The organism is Myxococcus sp. AM010, from assembly GCF_013372585.1.
Taxonomy (GTDB): Bacteria; Myxococcota; Myxococcia; order Myxococcales; family Myxococcaceae; genus Myxococcus; species Myxococcus vastator.
Map to the genome: position 1 here is coordinate 36,536 of NZ_JABXEO010000015.1, position 16,863 is coordinate 53,398.

Annotated in this window: 13 protein-coding genes; 5 read left to right on the top strand and 8 right to left on the bottom strand. The window is 70.6% G+C overall.

Going from position 1 to position 16,863, the window contains the following annotated elements; translation table 11 throughout:
• Window positions 1-56: 56 nt before the first annotated feature.
• Both ilvA and HV826_RS10530 read right to left on the bottom strand, forming a co-directional pair.
• Window positions 57-1,274 (bottom strand): threonine ammonia-lyase, encoded by a 1,218-nt coding sequence (gene ilvA / locus HV826_RS10525; RefSeq protein ID WP_176416872.1) that lies wholly within the window; start codon window positions 1,272-1,274, stop codon window positions 57-59.
• Between the two features lie 114 nt (window positions 1,275-1,388).
• Window positions 1,389-2,618 carry a Glu/Leu/Phe/Val dehydrogenase gene (locus tag HV826_RS10530; RefSeq protein ID WP_176416873.1) on the bottom strand — a complete coding sequence of 410 codons (1,230 nt, stop codon included), beginning with the start codon at window positions 2,616-2,618 and terminating at the stop codon, window positions 1,389-1,391.
• A 71-nt stretch (window positions 2,619-2,689) separates the two neighbouring features.
• Between HV826_RS10530 and HV826_RS10535 the strand changes: the two genes are divergently transcribed.
• Complete coding sequence (locus HV826_RS10535; RefSeq protein WP_176416874.1) at window positions 2,690-3,202, top strand: helix-turn-helix domain-containing protein; 513 nt, start codon at window positions 2,690-2,692, stop codon at window positions 3,200-3,202.
• 4 nt (window positions 3,203-3,206) lie between these two features.
• On the opposite strand, the gene HV826_RS10540 is transcribed toward HV826_RS10535, so the two are convergent.
• Window positions 3,207-5,630: a DEAD/DEAH box helicase gene (locus HV826_RS10540; protein WP_176416875.1), complete on the bottom strand. Its 2,424-nt coding sequence runs from the start codon at window positions 5,628-5,630 to the stop codon at window positions 3,207-3,209.
• A gap of 68 nt (window positions 5,631-5,698) precedes the next feature.
• On the opposite strand from HV826_RS10540, the gene HV826_RS10545 reads away from it, so the two are divergent.
• Window positions 5,699-6,805: an RNA polymerase factor sigma-32 gene (locus HV826_RS10545; RefSeq protein WP_176416876.1), complete on the top strand. Its 1,107-nt coding sequence runs from the start codon at window positions 5,699-5,701 to the stop codon at window positions 6,803-6,805.
• Between the two features lie 83 nt (window positions 6,806-6,888).
• On the top strand, window positions 6,889-7,440 hold the full coding sequence (locus HV826_RS10550; protein ID WP_176416877.1) for a hypothetical protein: 552 nt from the start codon (window positions 6,889-6,891) through the stop codon (window positions 7,438-7,440).
• A gap of 21 nt (window positions 7,441-7,461) precedes the next feature.
• Here HV826_RS10550 and HV826_RS10555 read toward each other — a convergent pair whose 3' ends face one another.
• The 3 genes from HV826_RS10555 to HV826_RS10565 all read right to left on the bottom strand — a co-directional run bounded on the left by HV826_RS10555 (window position 7,462) and on the right by HV826_RS10565 (window position 11,267).
• Window positions 7,462-9,030, bottom strand: coding sequence for a beta-ketoacyl synthase N-terminal-like domain-containing protein (locus HV826_RS10555; protein WP_176416878.1), 1,569 nt, complete (start codon window positions 9,028-9,030; stop codon window positions 7,462-7,464).
• A 19-nt stretch (window positions 9,031-9,049) separates the two neighbouring features.
• Entirely contained in the window at window positions 9,050-10,483 is a 1,434-nt protein-coding gene (locus HV826_RS10560) for a hypothetical protein (RefSeq protein ID WP_176416879.1), read from the bottom strand.
• Between the two features lie 79 nt (window positions 10,484-10,562).
• Window positions 10,563-11,267 carry a hypothetical protein gene (locus HV826_RS10565; protein WP_176416880.1) on the bottom strand — a complete coding sequence of 235 codons (705 nt, stop codon included), beginning with the start codon at window positions 11,265-11,267 and terminating at the stop codon, window positions 10,563-10,565.
• Between the two features lie 194 nt (window positions 11,268-11,461).
• Between HV826_RS10565 and HV826_RS10570 the strand changes: the two genes are divergently transcribed.
• The gene (locus HV826_RS10570; protein ID WP_176416881.1) at window positions 11,462-12,220 is read left to right on the top strand and encodes a DUF4159 domain-containing protein; all 759 of its coding nucleotides are present in this window, start codon (window positions 11,462-11,464) and stop codon (window positions 12,218-12,220) included.
• 27 nt (window positions 12,221-12,247) lie between these two features.
• Window positions 12,248-14,527 carry a glutamine amidotransferase gene (locus HV826_RS10575; RefSeq protein ID WP_176416882.1) on the top strand — a complete coding sequence of 760 codons (2,280 nt, stop codon included), beginning with the start codon at window positions 12,248-12,250 and terminating at the stop codon, window positions 14,525-14,527.
• A gap of 54 nt (window positions 14,528-14,581) precedes the next feature.
• Here HV826_RS10575 and HV826_RS10580 read toward each other — a convergent pair whose 3' ends face one another.
• Both HV826_RS10580 and HV826_RS10585 read right to left on the bottom strand, forming a co-directional pair.
• Entirely contained in the window at window positions 14,582-15,133 is a 552-nt protein-coding gene (locus HV826_RS10580; RefSeq protein WP_176416883.1) for a superoxide dismutase family protein, read from the bottom strand.
• Window positions 15,134-15,248: 115 nt separating this feature from the next.
• On the bottom strand, window positions 15,249-16,817 hold the full coding sequence (locus HV826_RS10585; protein WP_176416884.1) for a class I SAM-dependent DNA methyltransferase: 1,569 nt from the start codon (window positions 16,815-16,817) through the stop codon (window positions 15,249-15,251).
• Window positions 16,818-16,863 lie beyond the last annotated feature (46 nt).

Here is a 16,863-nt window from a genome sequence, read left to right on the forward strand (position 1 = left end):
CCCTGAGTATCGCCGGACACGGGCGCAGGGGCGCAAGGCCCTGCCCCGGACGGCTGTCACTTGCGGGCCACCTGCCAGCCCTGCCGGTGGAGCGCGCGCTCCAGCTCCTCGATTTGCGCGGGCCCGGTGGTCTCCAGCGTCACCTCCACCATGGTCTCCCCCAGGCCCGCCTTGGAGAAGGCGCGCTCGTGGTGGATCTCCACGACATTGGCGCGCAGGTCCGCCACCTGCGTGGTGAGCTTCGCCAGCATGCCGGGCCGGTCCGGCAGCCGGACCTCCAACTGCACCAGACGGCCGGCCTTCACCAGGCCGCGCTCGATGATGCGGCTGATGACGTTCATGTCGATGTTGCCACCGCTCAAGATGATGGCGGTGCGCCGGCCCCGCGCGGCGGGAACGTCACCGCGGAGCAGCGCCGCCACGCCCACCGCGCCGGCGCCCTCCACCACGCTCTTCTCCTGCTCCAGCAGGGTGAGGATGGCGGCGGCAATCTCCTCCTCGTCCACCGCGACCACCTCGTCCACGTACTTCTGCACCATGGGGAAGGTGAGGTCTCCCACGCGCTTGACGGCGATGCCGTCCGCGATGGTGGTGCCCGCGGCGGCCAGCAGCACGCGCTCGCCCGCCTCCACCGACGCCTTCATGCTGGCGATGGTCTCCGCCTGCACGCCCACCACGCGGATGTCGGGCCGCGTCTCCTTCAGCGCGCACGCGATGCCGGAGATGAGCCCGCCGCCCCCAATGGGGACCAGCACCACCTCCAGGTCGGGGCACTGCTCCAGCAGCTCCAGCCCAATGGTGCCCTGGCCGGCGATGACGTGCGCGTCATTGAAGGGGTGGATGAAGACGCGGTCCTCCGCCTTCTGGATGCGCAGCGCCTCCGCGTAGGCCTCGTCGTAGTTGGTGCCCTTGAGCACCACGCGCGCGCCGTAGTCATCCCGCGTGCGCGACACCTTGATGAGCGGGGTGCGCTCCGGCATGACGATGGTGGCACTCACGCCCAGCCGCCGCGCGTGGTACGCCACGCCCTGCGCGTGGTTGCCGGCCGACGCGGCGATGACGCCCCGGCGCCGCTCATCCCCGGTCAGCGTCAGCAGCTTGTTGAGGGCGCCGCGCTCCTTGAAGGCCCCGGTGCGCTGGAGGTTCTCCAGCTTGAAGTACACCGCGGCGCACTCCGTCCGCTCCGTGAAGTAATCCGACTGCGGGCACGGCGTGGGGCGAATGGCCGAGCGAAGGCGCTCGCGCGCGGCCTGGATGTCCTCGAGGGTGACCATGGGCGCGCCTCTATCGGATGCGAGCCCCGGGCGGAAGAGACACGAGGAAAGAGCGCGCTCCGCCGGCTGTCTGCCGCGCCGCGCTACGTCCAGGGCGTGACACGGCGGGCCGCGTCAGATGCCGCGCAGGACGGTGGCCTTGCCCACCCGGCCAATCGCCAGGATGTACGCGGCCGTCCGCATGGAGACCTTCCGGGAGCGCGCCACCTGCGCCACGCGCTCGTAGGCCTCCTTCATGGACTTCTCCAGCTCCGCGTTGACGCGGTCCTCTTCCCACGACAGGTGCTGGAGGTTCTGCACCCACTCGAAGTAGCTCACCGTCACGCCGCCGGCGCTGGCCAGCACGTCCGGCACCACGAAGATGCCGCGCTTCTCGAACACCTCGTCGGCCTCTGGCTGCGTGGGGCTGTTGGCGCCTTCGATGATGAGCCTGGCGCGCACCGCGTGGGCGTTCTCCCGGGTGAGCACGTGGCCCAGCGCCGCGGGGATGAGGACCTCACAGTCCGCGCCCAGCACGTCCTCGTTGCCGCACGAAGCACCGCCGCTGAAGCCCGTCACCGTGCCGGTGCGCTTCACGTGCTCGAAGAGGGACGGGACGTCCAGGCCCTGCGGGTTGCGCACGCCGCCCAGCGCGTCCGCCACGGCCACCACCACGCCGCCGTCCTCCCAGAGGAGCTGCGCGGTGTGGCTGCCCACGTTGCCGAAGCCCTGGAGCGCGAAGCGCGTGCCCTTCACCGGCAGGCCCAAATCTCTCAGGATTTCACGCGCCACGTAGAGCAGCCCGCGGCCGGTGGCGGCCTCGCGGCCCTTGGAGCCGTACAGCTCCAGCGGCTTGCCCGTCACCACCGCGGGCGAGTGGCCGTGGTAGCGCGAATACTGGTCCATGATCCACGCCATCACCTGGGGGTTGGTGTTGACGTCGGGGGCGGGGATGTCGCGCGTGGGGCCGATGACGTCCTGCACCTGGTCCACGAACTTCCGGGTGAGGCGCTCCAGCTCCTTGATGCTCAGCTGGGACGGGTCGCAGGCGATGCCGCCCTTGGCGCCGCCGTAGGGGACATTCACCACGGCCGTCTTCCACGTCATCAACGAGGCGAGCGACGCGCACTCGTCCTGGTCCAGCATCGGGTGGTAGCGCAGGCCGCCCTTCATGGGGCCGCGGCTGTTGTCGTGCTGAATCCGGTAGCCGAGGAAGGTGCGAATCTCCCCGGAGTCCATTTCGATGGAGACCTGGACCTTCACCTCGCGCAGGGGCGTGGCGAGCAGCGTTTCGATGGGGGTGCCCACGTCCATGATCCGCGCGGCCTTGCGGAAGTAGTAGTTGGTACCCTCGACGGCGCTCATGTGTCGGCATGCTCCTGGATGGCGGCGCGCGCGACCTTAACAGAAGGGGTGCGCTACCATAGGAAACTGCCATGCCGCCCGAACCGCCGGATGCTTCCACCGTGAGTGGACACCTCCAGGGACTGGCCCGGCGCATCCGGGCGCTGCGGGAGCGGCGGGGCCTCACCCAGGAGGACCTCGCCGCCCGCTGCGGCATCTCCGTGTCCTTCGCGTCCCTGCTGGAGCGGGGCGAGCGCAGCCCCAGCTATGAGACGCTGCTCCAGGTGGCCGCCGCGCTCCAGCTCCCGCTGTGGGAGCTCTTGCGGCTGGAGGACACGAAGGACGCGGGGGTCCACCGGCTGGAGGCCTTCGTCCAGGGGCGCGGCCTGGCACGCGCGGACGTGGACCGGCTGCTGTCGGTGGCGGAGGTGATGTTCAACGAGCCCACGCCGGCAACGGAGGACCTCCAGGCCGTCCGGCCGGAGCCCGTCCGCTGCGGCGAGCCCGGCTGCGAGAAGCCGGTGCTCGCCCGGAGCCTGTGCGCCGCCCACTACCACCGCGAGCGGCGCAGGAAGGCCGCCAGTCCAGGGACTGGCGGCACCTGAGGGACTACTTCCGCTTGGCCTGCTCCACCTTGAGCGTGCGCTCGCCGTGGGGCTTGCCGTGCGTGGTCTCGAAGGCCGCGACGTCCTCGTCGGCGACGAAGACGTACGCGTAGGTGGGGCGCAGGTCCGTGCGCAGCACCTTGCCGGCCGGAGCGCCCGCGGCCTCCAGCGCGGCGGCGACGCCCGCCTCGTCCAGCCCGTCCTGCTTGCCCAGGCCCACCCACAGGCGCGTCTGGCCGGGAACCTCCGGCAGGGCCTCCGTGCGGGGACGGCGCTCCGGGCGCGCGCCACGCGGACGGTGACGCTCCACCTTCAGCGCCTTCTCCCCGTGGGGCTTGCCGTTGACGGCCTCGAAGCCGGGCGCGTCGTCCTCGGCCACGTAGGCGTAGCCGTAGGTGGGGCGCAGCAGGGTGCGCAGCACCTTGCCGGCCGGAGCGCCCGCGGCCTCCAGCGTGGCGGGCAGCTTCGCCTCGTCCATGCCGTCGTCCATGCCCAGGTTGATCCACAGCTTCGCCTCGCCGGGGCCCGCGTCCGGGGACGGGGGCGGGCGGGGCGCGGCGTCACGCTCCGTGCGCGGCTTGCTCTTCTCCACGCGCAGCGTCTTGGTGCCGTGCTGCTTGCCGTTGATGGCCTCGAAGGCGGCGGAGTCCTCCTCCGCCACGAAGACATAGGCGAAGGTGGGGCGCAGCTCGGCGCGCACCACCTTGCCCACCGGGGCGCCCGCGTCTTCCATCGCCGTGGCGATGCTGCCCGGCCCCAGGCCATCCGCGGTGCCCAGGTTCACCCACAGCTTCGCCTCGCCCGGACCGGCCTCCAGCGCCGCCGCGCCGCGGCCCGCCTCGCCGCCACGCTCGCGCCGCGCGTCGTCACGGCGGGGCCGGCGCTCACGCTCGGGGGACTCTCCGCGCTTCTCACGCCGGTCGTCGCGCTCACGGTCGCGGCGCTCACCGCCACGCTCCTTCCGCTCGCCGCGCTCGCGCCGGCCGCTCTCGCGGCTCTCGAACTTGCGCTCCTGCGGGGGCTCACGCCCCTCCGCCGCCATCGCCGCGGCGGCCTTTTCCATGCGCAGGTGGCTGAAGAAGTACTTGAGCAGGAAGGCGATGAGGTCGTCGGCGTCCGCGCGGGGCTTGAGCTGCGCGGCCAGCGGCAGGAAGCCCTCGAAGACGGAGCCGCCCGCGGCCTCCTGGATTTCGCGCACGTGGCGCTCCGTCCACAGGCGCATGGCCTCTTCCGGGGCCGGCATCTCGCGGTTGTCGAACTTGATGCCGTACTTCTTCTCCAGCACGGTGTACGTGGCCAGCTCGCGCCCGGAGAAGAGGTTGATGGCGGTGCCCTTGTTGCCGATGCGGCCGGTGCGGCCCACGCGGTGCAGGTACACCGCCGGGTCCTCCGGCAGCGAGTAGTTGATGACGTACTCCAGGCCGGAGATGTCGATGCCGCGCGCCGCGATGTCCGTGGCGACCATGAAGGCCACCTCGCCGCGCTTCACCTTGCCCATCACCCGCTCGCGCTCCTTCTGCGGCAGGTCGCCATTGAGCAGCTCCGCGTCGAAGCCGTTGCGGTTGAGCACCGCCGTCACCAGGGCCGTGTCATCCCGCGTGTTGCAGAAGATGATGGCGTTCTGCGGCTCTTCCTTCTCCAGCACGTAGATGAGGTTGCGCGGCTTGGGGAAGGCGTCCGACACGTTGTAGCGGATGTGGTGGATGTGCTCCACCGTGAAGACGTCGCCTGACAGCAGCAGCGTCTCCGCGTTCGTCGTGTAGCGCGCGATGAGGTTCTGGATGTCCGTGGGGACGGTGGCGCTGAAGAGCAGCACCTGGCGCGTCTTGGGAAGGCGGTCGAGGATGCGCGTGACTTCCTCGTAGAAGCCCTGGTTGAGCATCTCATCCGCTTCATCCAGGATGGCGTGATCACACGCGTCGAGCTTCAGGTTGCCGCGGTTGATGTGGTCGAACACGCGGCCCGGCGTGCCGACGATGATGGGGGTGCCATCCTCCAGCGCGTCCTCCTGCTGCTTCATGGAGGCGCCGCCGTAGATGGCCGCGACCTTCAGGCCCTTGTGCTTGGCGAGCGACCTCAGCTCGTCGGCGACCTGCAGGGCCAGCTCGCGGGTGGGGCAGAGGATGAGCGCGCGGACGCGGCGCTCGTCGGTGGGAATCTTCTCGAGCAGCGGCAGGCCGAACGCGGCCGTCTTCCCGGTGCCCGTCTTGCTGCGAACGATGAGGTCTTTTCCCTCCATGGCGGGCCGGAAGGCGCGGGCCTGGACGGGGGTGGGGTTGGTATAGCCGCGCTCCGCCAAGGCAAGGCGGATGGGCTCTGACAGGTTCATGTCGTCGAAGCCGATGTCCGCGATGTACTCGGCGGGACGCGTCGGGGCTTCGTCAGGCGCCGGACTCCCCGGCACGTTTGGCTCTTGGATGTCGCTCATCGGGCATGGGCATAGCCCCTGCATTACCCTGTGGCAACAATCGCGGCACTTTGCTGTATGGAGCCCCCATGGCGAATGGGAGGAAAAGAACCAAAGGGACGTCCCCCCGCCCCCGCGTGAAACGGACGGCCTCGCCCGGGGTTGGCGACGTCGTCGACGCCGAGGTCGACGGTGCGGAAGTCGAGGCTCAAACGGACCCGGATTCCCTGGAGCCGGACGCGGCGGAGCTGGCGGAGGTTGAACCGGAGGCCGACCTGGGCACCCCCATGGCGTCCCCCAGGGCGCTGATCCGCGCGGAGGAGGCGGCGCTCACGCCCAGGGACCCCCTCCAGGCCTACATGGCCGAGGTGCACCGCCATCCCCTCCTGACGCGGGAGGAGGAGCTTGAGCTGTCCCGGTACTACAAGGAATCCGGGGATGTGAACGCCGCCTATCGGCTGGTGGCCTCCAACCTGCGCCTGGTCGTCAAGCTGGCGCACGAGTACCACCGCAACCCGCTGTCGCTGCTGGACCTGGTCCAGGAGGGCAACATCGGGCTGATGCAGGCGGTGAAGAAGTATGACCCCGAGCGCGGCGTGAAGCTGAGCAGCTACGCCGCCTGGTGGATTCGCGCGTACATCCTCCGCTACATCATGGACAACTGGAAGATGGTGAAGCTGGGGACCACCGAGGCCCAGCGGAAGCTCTTCTTCAAGCTGCGCCAGGAGCAGGAGAAGCTCATCGCGCAGGGCTTCGAGGCCAGCCCGAAGCTGCTCGCCGAGCGGCTGAACGTCACCGAGCAGGACGTGGTGGAGATGGACCAGCGGCTGGGGCACGACGAGATGTCGCTCGACGCGCCCCTGGGCAACGACGACGACTCGCGGAGCACCCGGGCGGACCGCTACCTGCCGTCCAACTCCATCCCGGCGGACGAGCGCCTGGGCGCCGAGCAGCTCAAGGCCCTCTTCCGGGAGAAGCTGTCCGAGTTCGCCCGGACGCTGGAGGGCAAGGAGCGCTTCATCTTCGAGAGCCGCCTCGTCTCCGACGAGCCCCTGACGCTTCAGGACATTGGCGACAAGTACGGCGTCAGCCGGGAGCGGGCCCGGCAAATCGAGGCGGCCCTCATCAACCGGATGCGTGAGTTCATGCGTGAACACATCCCGGACTTCGACCTGGTGGCCAGTCCCAAGGCCTGACGGGGGGGCGGGGCATCTGGCCGGGCACTGGCGATATGCTGGGGGCGTCCGGCCGTTCTCCTCTCACCTTCAGAGGACCCCTCATGCACCGCTCAACCCGCCTCGCGGGAGTGTGTCTCGTCGTCGCCACCTTGCTGACGCTCACGGGTTGTTCCGGCTCCCTGCGCAAGAGCTACGTGCGCGACAAGGCGGCCGACCACGTCTACCGCCAGGAGCTGGCGGAGCTGTGGCCCCACGTCCAGGAGGTGCTGCGCAGCCACGGCTACTCCTGGAAGGAGATGCCCGGCCGCTACGTGCTGGAGACGGAGTGGCTGGACTCTGGCGGTGGCAGCCTGGGCCCAGGCACGGCGTCCCGCTTCCTGGTGCAGGGAATCGTGCTCACCAGCGGCGGCACGGCCCTGCGGGTGATGCGCGGGGACCGCGTCACCCAGTCCATTGGCGTGGGCTACGTGGACAGGGAAATCAAGACGGACGAGGACTACGCCCAGGCCGTCAACGACAGCCAGGCCAGCGGCGTCCTCCCCACCCGGCAGAACTACTTCCGGGACCTGGAAATCGAGCTGGAGATTCTCCGCCGCAGTGACCCGGAGGCGGCCGCGCGCTTCGACGCGGACGCGCTGGCCGCACACCCCTGAGTCGCGCGGCGGGCCCCGCCCCTACTTCGACCAGGGGCGGGAGATGACGCAGGCGTTGATGCCGCCCACGCCCATGGACAGCTTGCCCGCGCAGCCCGCGGGCGCGTCGACGGCTTCGTCGAAGACGTAGCGGCCGTGGACGCGGGAAATCTGCTTGTTGAGCTCCGCTTCCTTCAGCGGCGTGGGGAACACCCGGCCCTGGCCGTAGCCCAGGTACTGCGCCGTCAGCTCCCAGCCGCCGCCGGCGGACATGCCGTGGCCGAAGGTGCCCTTGCGCGCCGTAATCAGCACCTGCTCGGGCAGCACGTCGCGCAGGTTCTGGACCTCCAGGTAGTCGCCCGGGGTGGCGGTGGCGTGCAAGTCCCAGCTGCCCACGTCCTCCGGGGCGCAGCCGGCCGCGGCCAGGGCCTCGCGGATGGCCAGCGTGGGGCCTTCCTTGGACGGGGTGATGATGTGGTCGGCGTCCGCGGTGACGCCCACCGCGATGGGCTCCATGCCCAGCGGCTTGAAGCCCTTGGCCGTGAAGTGCTCCAAGTCACCCAGCACCCACACCACCGAGCCGCCCGCGATGTGCGTACCGCGCAGCGCGGTGAGGGGCTTGGAGATGGCGGCGTCCGCGGAGATGACGCGGGCGTTGTAGAAGCCGCCCACCGTGAGTGGCATCGGCGGCGGGTCCGTCATGCCCATGACGACGGCCTTCGCCTGGCCCAGTTGAATCGCGTTGATGGCCAGCCGCAGGCCGTAGCCGAATGACGAGCACGCGGCCACCGGGGCGAACGTCATGCCGGTGATGCGGCCCATCATCGAAATCTGCGAGGCCGGCGTGTTGTGGATGTTCCACAGCACGTTGGAGGACACGGCGTTCCACGGCGGCTCCGGCGACATCCACTTCTTCTGGAGCCGGGCGTTGCGCGTGCGCTTCTCCTTGATGACGGCCAGCTTGGCGGACTCCACGTCGCCGTCCTCGGGCACGCCAATGGCCTCGATTTCGCGCAGCTCGTCCAGGTACTCGCGCAGCTCCGGCGAGCGGCCCGCCCAGAAGTGCCACCACGCGTCCTCGGCCTCGTCACGCGTGGCCTCGTCCACCGTGGAGGGCTCCGGCGGGAGGCCGGGCAGCGGCTCCTGCGTCTCACGCCACTTGCGCAGGGCGCCGTTGCGCTCCGGCGCGGACCAGAAGCGGTCCCACCGGCGCTGGGCGCGGTACAGGTCCAGGGAGATGGAGCGGATGGTGGGCAGGTCGCCCAGGCCGGTGCCCACGTAGACGTGCGCGCGGGGCCCCAGCGCCTGCAGCTCCTGCTCCAGGCCCGGGTTCTGTGCCAGGGCCTGGATGAAGGAGCCGATGGCGAACTGCGTCGGCTGGCCCATCTTCCGCTCGAGCTGCGAGAAGCGGCTGCCCGGGAAGCGCGCGTCAATCCATGGCTTGTAGTCGGCCAGGTCGAACTCCGGCATTCCGACGAGGAAGTTGTCGGGGCCGAAGCCGTTGAAGGGGGACAGCCAGCTTTCGGACGACGAGAGGTTGCGCTCGAACGCCTCGATGTTCCTGGACCGGGGGGCGACGACGCCCCAGCCGAAGATGCCTACTCTGCGCACGTGGGATTGTCCTTCACCGCTAGGGGGCGAGCGGCTGAATCTTCAAGTTGTCGAAGTGGACCCGGTTCTTCCAGCCGGAGAAGCCGAAGTACTGATTGCGCGGGCCCTCCAGCGGGACGGGGTCCTTGAGCGTCAGGTAGGGCTGGCCATCCAGCTCCCACGCCAGGGTGCCGCCGTTGCGGGTAATCTTGATGTGGTGCCGCTTGCCGGGCACCACCGCGGCGCCGTCGCGCACCGCCCGGTCATTCGTGTGCTCGTTCTGCCGGGCGATGGCGGACTGGGTGTTGCGCCAGCCACCGAAGATGATGACGTACCCGGTGGCGGTGTACTGCAGCCGCAGGTCGCCCGCGTAGAACGAGCGCCCGTCACCCCACGCCTCCACCTTGATGTCGCCCTCCGGGTTGTCCGTCCAGGCGTCGAACTCAATTGTGGCGTTGGTGGGGATGGGCTGCTTCAGCCACACCGGCCGGTTGTGCATCAGCTCCACCACCAGCGCCCCGTCCACCAGCTTCACCGCGGAGGGGTTGGTGACGTTCCACGCGTCGCCCAGCGTGTCGCGGTTGAAGTCGTCCGCGTAGGGGCCGGGGGGCGGCGTGGGCGCGCGCGGCGCCGCCGTGAAGGGCAGCCGGTCCGGCGTGTCCACCCGCAGGTTGTCGTAGAAAATCTGGGACTCGAAGCCGGACAGGCCCAGCCGGTCCTGCCCGGGGCCCTTGAGCGGGTACGGGTCATCCAGCTCCAGCAGCAGCTCGCCGTCCACGAACCAGCGCAGCAGCGTGCCGCGGCGCTCGATGCGCCAGTGGTACGTGCGGCCCGCCTGCACCGGCTGGCCTCGCAGCTCCACCCGAACCTTGGTGTCCTCCTTGAAGATGCCGCTGTCCTTCAGGTCCACGTCGTCCACGCCGGAGCGCACGGCCCGGCGCTTGAGCGCGTCCAGCGACTGCGCGTTCATGTCGCGCCGGCCAATGACGGACATGGAGTTGTTCCAGCCGCCCTGCACCAGCACGTAGCCGGAGGCGGGGTCCCTGCCGTTGCCGAAGAGCTCCACCCGGATGTCCCCGGCGGGCAGCTCCGAGCGGACGTCGAACTCCACGGCGACGTCCTCCGGCAGCGCGGCCTGGAGCCACAGCGGGTTGTTCTTCACGCCGGGAGCGAGCAGCTCGCCCCGCAGCACGCGCCAGTAGCCCCCCGTGGAGAAGAAGTCGCGCTCCACCACGCCCGCGTCGGAGAAGTCCTGGGAATACGGCACCGTCGCTCGCGCGTCCGGCTGGCCGCGCAGCAGCGCGTAGTGGATGAGCGGGAACTGGATGGCGAGGATGAGGCCGACGAGCACGGCCCACCCCTTGCGAGTCAGTCCCGTCGGCTTCACCCACGCGGTGCTCGCGGGAGGCTCCTGCCGGGGAGCGGACTCCTTGGGGGACTCGTGCTGCTTCTCCTGACGCCTGGCCTGACCCATCAATCCTTCCGGGGGGAAAGGCGGCGGAATCTACGCCCCGGGCAGGTGGACGTAAAGCACGGCCACCTGCCTCTGGGGGCTACTTGACCCCCCACCGCTTTTCGAGCGCATGTTGCTCCGCCTGCCGCACCTTGAGCCGCTCACGCTCCCCGCGAAGCTTGTCCGCCTCCTCGGGAGAGGGCCGGACGGCCAGCTGGTACACCGCGCCGGCCACCGCGAAGAGGCCCGCGGCGATGATGACGCCCCAGGGCTTGCCGGCCACCGCCTGCACCACGCCGCCCACCTGGTGCAGCGCCGCGAGCGCGCCGATGACGAGCATCCACGCCCCCACCGCGGAGGCCACCACCGCGGCCACCGGGCGTTGCAGCATCGCGCCCGCCAGCCCGCCGATGATGAAGCCCGGCACGAAGCCCAGCAGGAAGTCCTGCTGCCCGGCGATCTGCCCGGCCACCAGGCCCAGCGGCACGCCCACGCCCAGGAAGGTGATGGCCGTGGGGAGCAGGAAACCCAGCGCCATCAGCACCGCGGCGGCGATGGTGGCCATCTTCGCCACGTCCGGCAGGCCCAGCTTCATGACGAGCACGGGCGTCCACAGCAGGCCCATCACCGCGCCAATGGGGCCCGCGAGCACGCGGAACAGCTTGCCCCCACCGGCGACGAGCAGCGTCACGCCGGCGATACAGCACACGATGCCGGCCCACATGGGCAGCATCCGGTAGATGGCGACCCAGCCGGTGGGATTGAACGTCTGGTACGCCCCGAGGGCCTGGAGGAGGCCTTCCATGGCAGATTCTCCTTGATGCGGTCCGCCGAAGCTTACGCGTATCGGACGATTGCGAGTACGAGCAGGCGCACGAAGACGGTGGCGGCCTGTGCCTCCGCCGAGCCGGGCGCCGGGGGCGTCTGTCCGCCTTTCGCCATGACGCCGTTCTATACCGGGGAATGCGCATACCCGTCGACGGTATATAGATACGCTCTATGTCCGCGCGGCGTCTGACCCGTCGAAACCTCCTGCTCGGCACCGCCGCGCTCGCCCCACTGCTGGCCCGGCGGGCGCATGCCTTCGGTGAGAAGAACCGCTTCATCCCCGCCGTGGCCCGTCACAAGGGCCGCTGGGACACGCGGCTGTCCGGCCTGCGCCGCATCACCTGGGAGCTCCAGCGCCGCACCTCCGTGGAGGTCGTCCCGGACGCGCGCCCGTTTCCGCTCAGCTCGCCGGACCTCTTCGAATACCCGTTCCTCTACTTCGGCGGCGAGGGGGAGTTCCCCCCGCTGGAGGAGGCGGAGGTGGCCAACCTGCGCCGCTACCTGACGTACGGCGGCTTCATGCTCGCGGACGCCAACGACGCCAGCGACGGGGCCGGCTTCGACGCGTCCTTCCGCCGGGAGCTGGCGCGGGTGCTGCCCCAGAGCCCGCTGGCCGAGGTGCCGTCGAAGCACGTGGTGTTCAAGTCCTTCTTCCTGCTGGACGCGGCGCCCGGGCGGGTGCTCAACAAGCCCCAGTTGATGGGCTGCAACCTGGGCAGGCGCACCGCGGTGCTGTACTCGCAGAACGACCTGGCCGGGGCGTGGAGCCGCAACGAGTCGGGTGACTTCGAGTTCGACGTCTCGCCGGGTGGCGAGCCCCAGCGGGAGCTGGCGGTGCGGCTGGGCATCAACGTCTGCATGTATGCCCTCTGCCTGGACTACAAGGACGATGCCGTCCACCTGCCGCTCATCCTCAACAAGCGGCGCTGAAGCACCGGCCCTCCGCCGAAAGCCTGGATGAACTCCCCCACGTTCAACGCCTGGAAGCTCGTCACCCTCTCGCCATTGCCACCGTGGGCGCTGGTCCTGCTCGCCCTGGGGCTGGCGCTGGGCGTGGCGCTGGCCGCCTGGGGCGTGCGCCGTGAGCCCTCGCGCGGGCGCCGGGTCCTCCTCTGGGCCCTGCGCGCCGGGGCCGGCCTGGCCGCGCTCTTCTTCCTGCTGGAGCCCGGCATCCGCCACCTGCAGGTGGCGCGCATGAAGAACCGCGTCGCGGTGCTGGTGGACCGCTCCGCGTCCATGAGCTTCCCCGCGGAGGTGGGCGGACGCACGCGCTCCGAGGAAGTGGCGGACTTCCTGGAGCGGGCGGCGCCGCGCCTGGGGGAGCTGCAGGACCGCTTCACGGTGGAGCTGTATGGCTTCGACCCGGAGCTGGCGCCGATGACGCCAGAGGCGCTGAAGACGCCCGCGCGCGCGGGCACCACGGACCTGCTCGCGGCGGTGCGCGCCGCGGCGGGGGCGGGGCAGGGCTCGCGCAAGCTGTCCGGGGTGCTGCTGTTCAGCGACGGCGCGGACAACACCGAGCTCAAGGCGGGCGTGGTGGGCCGGGCGCGCGCGGCGCTGGCGGACCTGAACGTCCCCGTCTCCACCTTCACCGTGGGCCAGGAGACGCTGAAGGACGTCGCCGTGGAGGGGCTGAAGGTGGATGACTTCGCCTTCGTCCGCAACTCGCTCACCGTGGAGGTGGAGATTCACGGCCGCGGCTTCGCGGGGCAGGACATCCCCGTGGTGCTCAGCCAGGAAGGCAAGACGGTCGCCAGCAAGGTGGTGCGGATGGAGTCCGCGGACGACGTGAAGCCCGTGGCCTTCACCTTCACGCCGGACCAGACGGGGCGCTTCGTCTACACGATGACGGTGCCCACCTTCCCGGGCGAGGCCGTGGCGGAGAACAACACCCGCTCCTTCACGCTGAAGGTGATTCGGGACCGCGTGCGCGTGCTGCTGGTGGTGGGGCGGCCCTCCTGGGACGAGCGCTACCTGCGCGGCCTGCTGCGCCAGGACGCCAACGTGGACCTAGTGTCCTTCTACATCCTGCGCACGCTGTCGGACGACCCGGGCGTGGTGAACGACCAGCGCGAGCTGTCCCTCATCCCGTTCCCCATGGAGGAGATTTTCGACACGAAGCTGGACACCTTCGACGTCGTCATCTTCCAGAACTTCGGGCACTCGGACCCGTCGCTCTCCATCGCCGAGTACGAGCGCAACCTGGAGCGCTACGTGCACAACGGCGGCGCCTTCGTGATGATTGGCGGCGACAGTGTGCTGGGCGAAGGCCGCGCCACCATGCCCACGCTGATGGAGGCGCTGCCGGTGGTGGCCACGGGCCCCGCCAACCTGGACGCCTTCAAGCCGCGCCTGACACCCGAAGGCCTGCGTCACCCGGTGACGGGCATTGGCATGGGCGCCGCCAGCACGGAGGCCGCGTGGGCGGAGCTGCCGCCCATCCCGGGCGCCAACCTGACGCAGGCGCGCCCGGGGGCCACGGTGCTGCTGGACCACCCGCACCTGACGGTGGGCGGGAAGAACGCGCCGCTGGTGGCCGTGTGGGACTACGGCCGCGGGCGCTCGCTGGTGATGGCCACGGACGCCTCCTGGTACTGGGCCTTCGCGGCGCACAAGGATGGCTCGCCCAGCCGCGCGTATGACCGCTTCTGGGGCAATGCGCTGCGGTGGCTGGTGAGAGATCCGGACCTGACGACGCTGAAGGTGACGGCGGACCCTCCGTCCGTGGAGCCGGGCCGGCCCGTGGGCGTCGTGGTGCAGGCGCGGCTGGCGGACTACCAGCCGGCGCAGGACGCGCAGGTGCGGGTGGAGCTCTTCTCCGTCGCCACGCAGAAGCCGGTGGCGGTGCAGACGGGCACCACGGGGACGGACGGCGTGGTGCGGCTGGAGTTCGAGCCCCCCGCGCCCGGGCCCTACAAGCTGCTGGCCTCCGCGAAGAAGGGCGAGACGGACCTGGGCAAGGGCGAGGACGCGGTGGCCGTGCGCGCCGTGGGGCCCGAGCTGTCGGACGCGTCCGTGCGGCCGGAGCTGATGGCGCAGCTCGCGAAGGAGACGGGCGGCAAGTCCTACAAGCTGCCGCGGGACGGCCTCCCGGACGTGCCGCTGCTGGACCCTCCCGTGGTGGAGGTGGGCCGCGCCAGGGATCAGCCGCTGTGGGACCGCTGGTACTACCTGGTGGCGCTCATCGCGCTGCTGGGCGCGGAGTGGTTCGCCCGCCGGCGCTTCGGCTACGTGTGACGGCGGCCTCTCCCGTGCGAGGGAGAGGCCCGGTTGCTGCCCGTGTGGGGCGGACTACGTCTTCTCCACCACGCCGCAGGCGATGCGGCCGCCCGCGTCGCCCGTCGGGTCGGTGTGGTAGTCGTCTTCCTTGGCGTGCACCATCACCGAGGAGCCGTCCTTGTCGAACAGCGACTTCACGGTGAGGCCGTTCTGCGAAAAAATGTCGAACTGCACCGTGCCGTCCTGCGCGACGTAGAGGTTGGGCAGGTCGCCGTGGTGCTTGCCCTTCGGCGCCAGCAGCCCGTGGGCCTTCTTGCTGGGGTTGAAGTGGCCGCCGGCCGTGGTGAAGGCGGGCGCCTCGCACTTGCCCACCTCGTGGATGTGGAAGGCGTGCTGACCGGGGGGCAGGTTGCTCAGCTTGCCCTTGATGAGGATGCCTTGCTTGGTCTGCTCCAGGGTGATTTCGCCCACGTCCTTGCCCTCGGAGTTCTTCACCTGGGCCTTGGCCTTCTGGCCCTTGGGCGGCGTCTTCTTGGCCGGCGGCGGCGTGCCCGCGTCCTCCTGCGCCAGGGCGGGGAGGGCGGCGGTCAGTGCGGCGGCGGTGAGCAGGGCTCGAATCTTCATGGGTGTGTCTTCCTCCTGAGGTCATGCGCTACGGAGCGAAGGTGGACACTAGCGGTTGCCCGTGCCCGCCGCTGGGGAAAGCAAGCGGGCCTCCGAGCCATGTGCCCTGTAGCGCTCACTCCTCCGTGAGGGGCACGGGCACCACGCGGGAGGCGCCGAAGGCGGGCGCCCAGATGCCCTGGACCTCCGGCCCGTTGAGGAAGCGGACCAGTGCCTGGAAGGCGGGCAGGGGGCCGCCCAGACGTTCGGCCCAGGCCAGGCCCCGGGGGGAGAGGTTGGGCACCAGCGGACCCAGCTCGTCCCGTGTCTTCACGGACCGGGTGAGGCCCAGGCCCTCGTCGCGCAGGCGCTGTGGCACGTAGAGCGGGGCGAAGCGCGCGTGGCGATGGTCATGCACGCAGCCCTCGTCCTCCAGGAGCGCGGCCGACAGGGGCAGCTCGCGCACGTTGAAGAGCAGCTTCACCGCGCCCAGGTGCGGGTCATAGGGGCCGCGCAGCCGGTGGTCGCCGCGAGGGACGAGCCGCCGGTCCAGGTAGCAGTAGGCGCGGGCCTCGGGCGGCACGCTGCCGCGGTGGCGCGCGCCGCCGTAGCGGTAGAAGGGCCGCACGTGGCTGGCGTCCACCTCCAGCGGTGGACCGGCCTTCAACGCGCGCAGCTTGGGCATCAGCTCTTCGGGCAGGCCATGGGCCTTCGCGAACTCGGGCAGGGCCTCTTCCGTCGTGGCGGCGAAGTCCTTCACGCGCGTGAGGAGCCGCTCCGGGTCCGCGTCCACCAGCAGCTCGTCGAAGCGGGTCTTCACGCCGGGGAGGCTGACGGGGACGAGCCGCGTCAAGGGTTCACCGCTCTGCCGCCAGCGGGCATCCAGGGCGGAGGCCTCGGGCGCGGTGGGCGCGAGCCGCCACTCGGGGGGCTCGGGGGTGAAGTGCTGGCCCATGCCGCGCCGCTCGAAGCGCGAGGCGGGGTGGGGGCCCGGGAGGGAGCTCCAGACGGTGATGCAGGTCCGCACCTGCGTGCCCGCGAAGGCGCCGGGGCCCAGGTCCACCACCTCGCGCAGGGAGAGCGTCTCCAGCAGTGACTGGCGCAGCGGCGCGTACATGAAGGCGTCGAGGAAGCTCGCTGGGGTGATGAAGGCGAGCGCCCCCGGGCGGGTGGCCAGCCGGTGCGCGGCCACCAGGAGGAAGAAGGCGAAGTCGTCGCGCAGGCTGGTGCCGGGCATCAGCGCCAGGGGGAGCAGGGCGCGCAGCCGGGCATAGGTGCCCGGGTCCTTCAGCACGGAGGAGGTGCCGTTGTAGGGCGGGTTGCCCACCCACAGCTCCTGGTGCTCCGGCGGCGTGGTGTCGAGCAGCGGCGCCAGTCCGTCGCGCAGCGCGTCTCCGGCGCGCACGGTGGCCTCGGGCACGCGGGCCTGGCAGAGACGGGCGACTTCGGGGTCCAGCTCCAGGCCGCAGAGCCGGACGCCGGGCCGCAGCCGCGAGGCGGCGGTGAGGAAGGCACCCGCGCCGCATGAGGGGTCCACGACGGTGAGGGGTCCTCCGCCCACGTGCTGGAGCGCGAGCGCGAGGGTGCGTTCCGCCAGCGGCGCTGGCGTGAAGAAAGCACCCACGGCCTTGCGGTCCAGGCTGGGGAATTGAAGAACGAGCTTCTCCTCATCCACTTCCAGCGGCCTATGCGCGGTGCGAGGCATGGGACCGCATCCTACCTGCCGTGGTGCGGAGTGAACGCCGGGGCCC

Coding starts and splice junctions, on each gene's coding strand:
- ilvA (WP_176416872.1), bottom strand. CDS start 1,274: ATGGTCACCCTCGAGGACATCCAGGCCGCGCGCGAGCGCCTTCGCTCG.
- HV826_RS10530 (WP_176416873.1), bottom strand. CDS start 2,618: ATGAGCGCCGTCGAGGGTACCAACTACTACTTCCGCAAGGCCGCGCGG.
- HV826_RS10535 (WP_176416874.1), top strand. CDS start 2,690: ATGCCGCCCGAACCGCCGGATGCTTCCACCGTGAGTGGACACCTCCAG.
- HV826_RS10540 (WP_176416875.1), bottom strand. CDS start 5,630: ATGAGCGACATCCAAGAGCCAAACGTGCCGGGGAGTCCGGCGCCTGAC.
- HV826_RS10545 (WP_176416876.1), top strand. CDS start 5,699: ATGGCGAATGGGAGGAAAAGAACCAAAGGGACGTCCCCCCGCCCCCGC.
- HV826_RS10550 (WP_176416877.1), top strand. CDS start 6,889: ATGCACCGCTCAACCCGCCTCGCGGGAGTGTGTCTCGTCGTCGCCACC.
- HV826_RS10560 (WP_176416879.1), bottom strand. CDS start 10,483: ATGGGTCAGGCCAGGCGTCAGGAGAAGCAGCACGAGTCCCCCAAGGAG.
- HV826_RS10565 (WP_176416880.1), bottom strand. CDS start 11,267: ATGGAAGGCCTCCTCCAGGCCCTCGGGGCGTACCAGACGTTCAATCCC.
- HV826_RS10570 (WP_176416881.1), top strand. CDS start 11,462: ATGTCCGCGCGGCGTCTGACCCGTCGAAACCTCCTGCTCGGCACCGCC.
- HV826_RS10575 (WP_176416882.1), top strand. CDS start 12,248: ATGAACTCCCCCACGTTCAACGCCTGGAAGCTCGTCACCCTCTCGCCA.
- HV826_RS10580 (WP_176416883.1), bottom strand. CDS start 15,133: ATGAAGATTCGAGCCCTGCTCACCGCCGCCGCACTGACCGCCGCCCTC.
- HV826_RS10585 (WP_176416884.1), bottom strand. CDS start 16,817: ATGCCTCGCACCGCGCATAGGCCGCTGGAAGTGGATGAGGAGAAGCTC.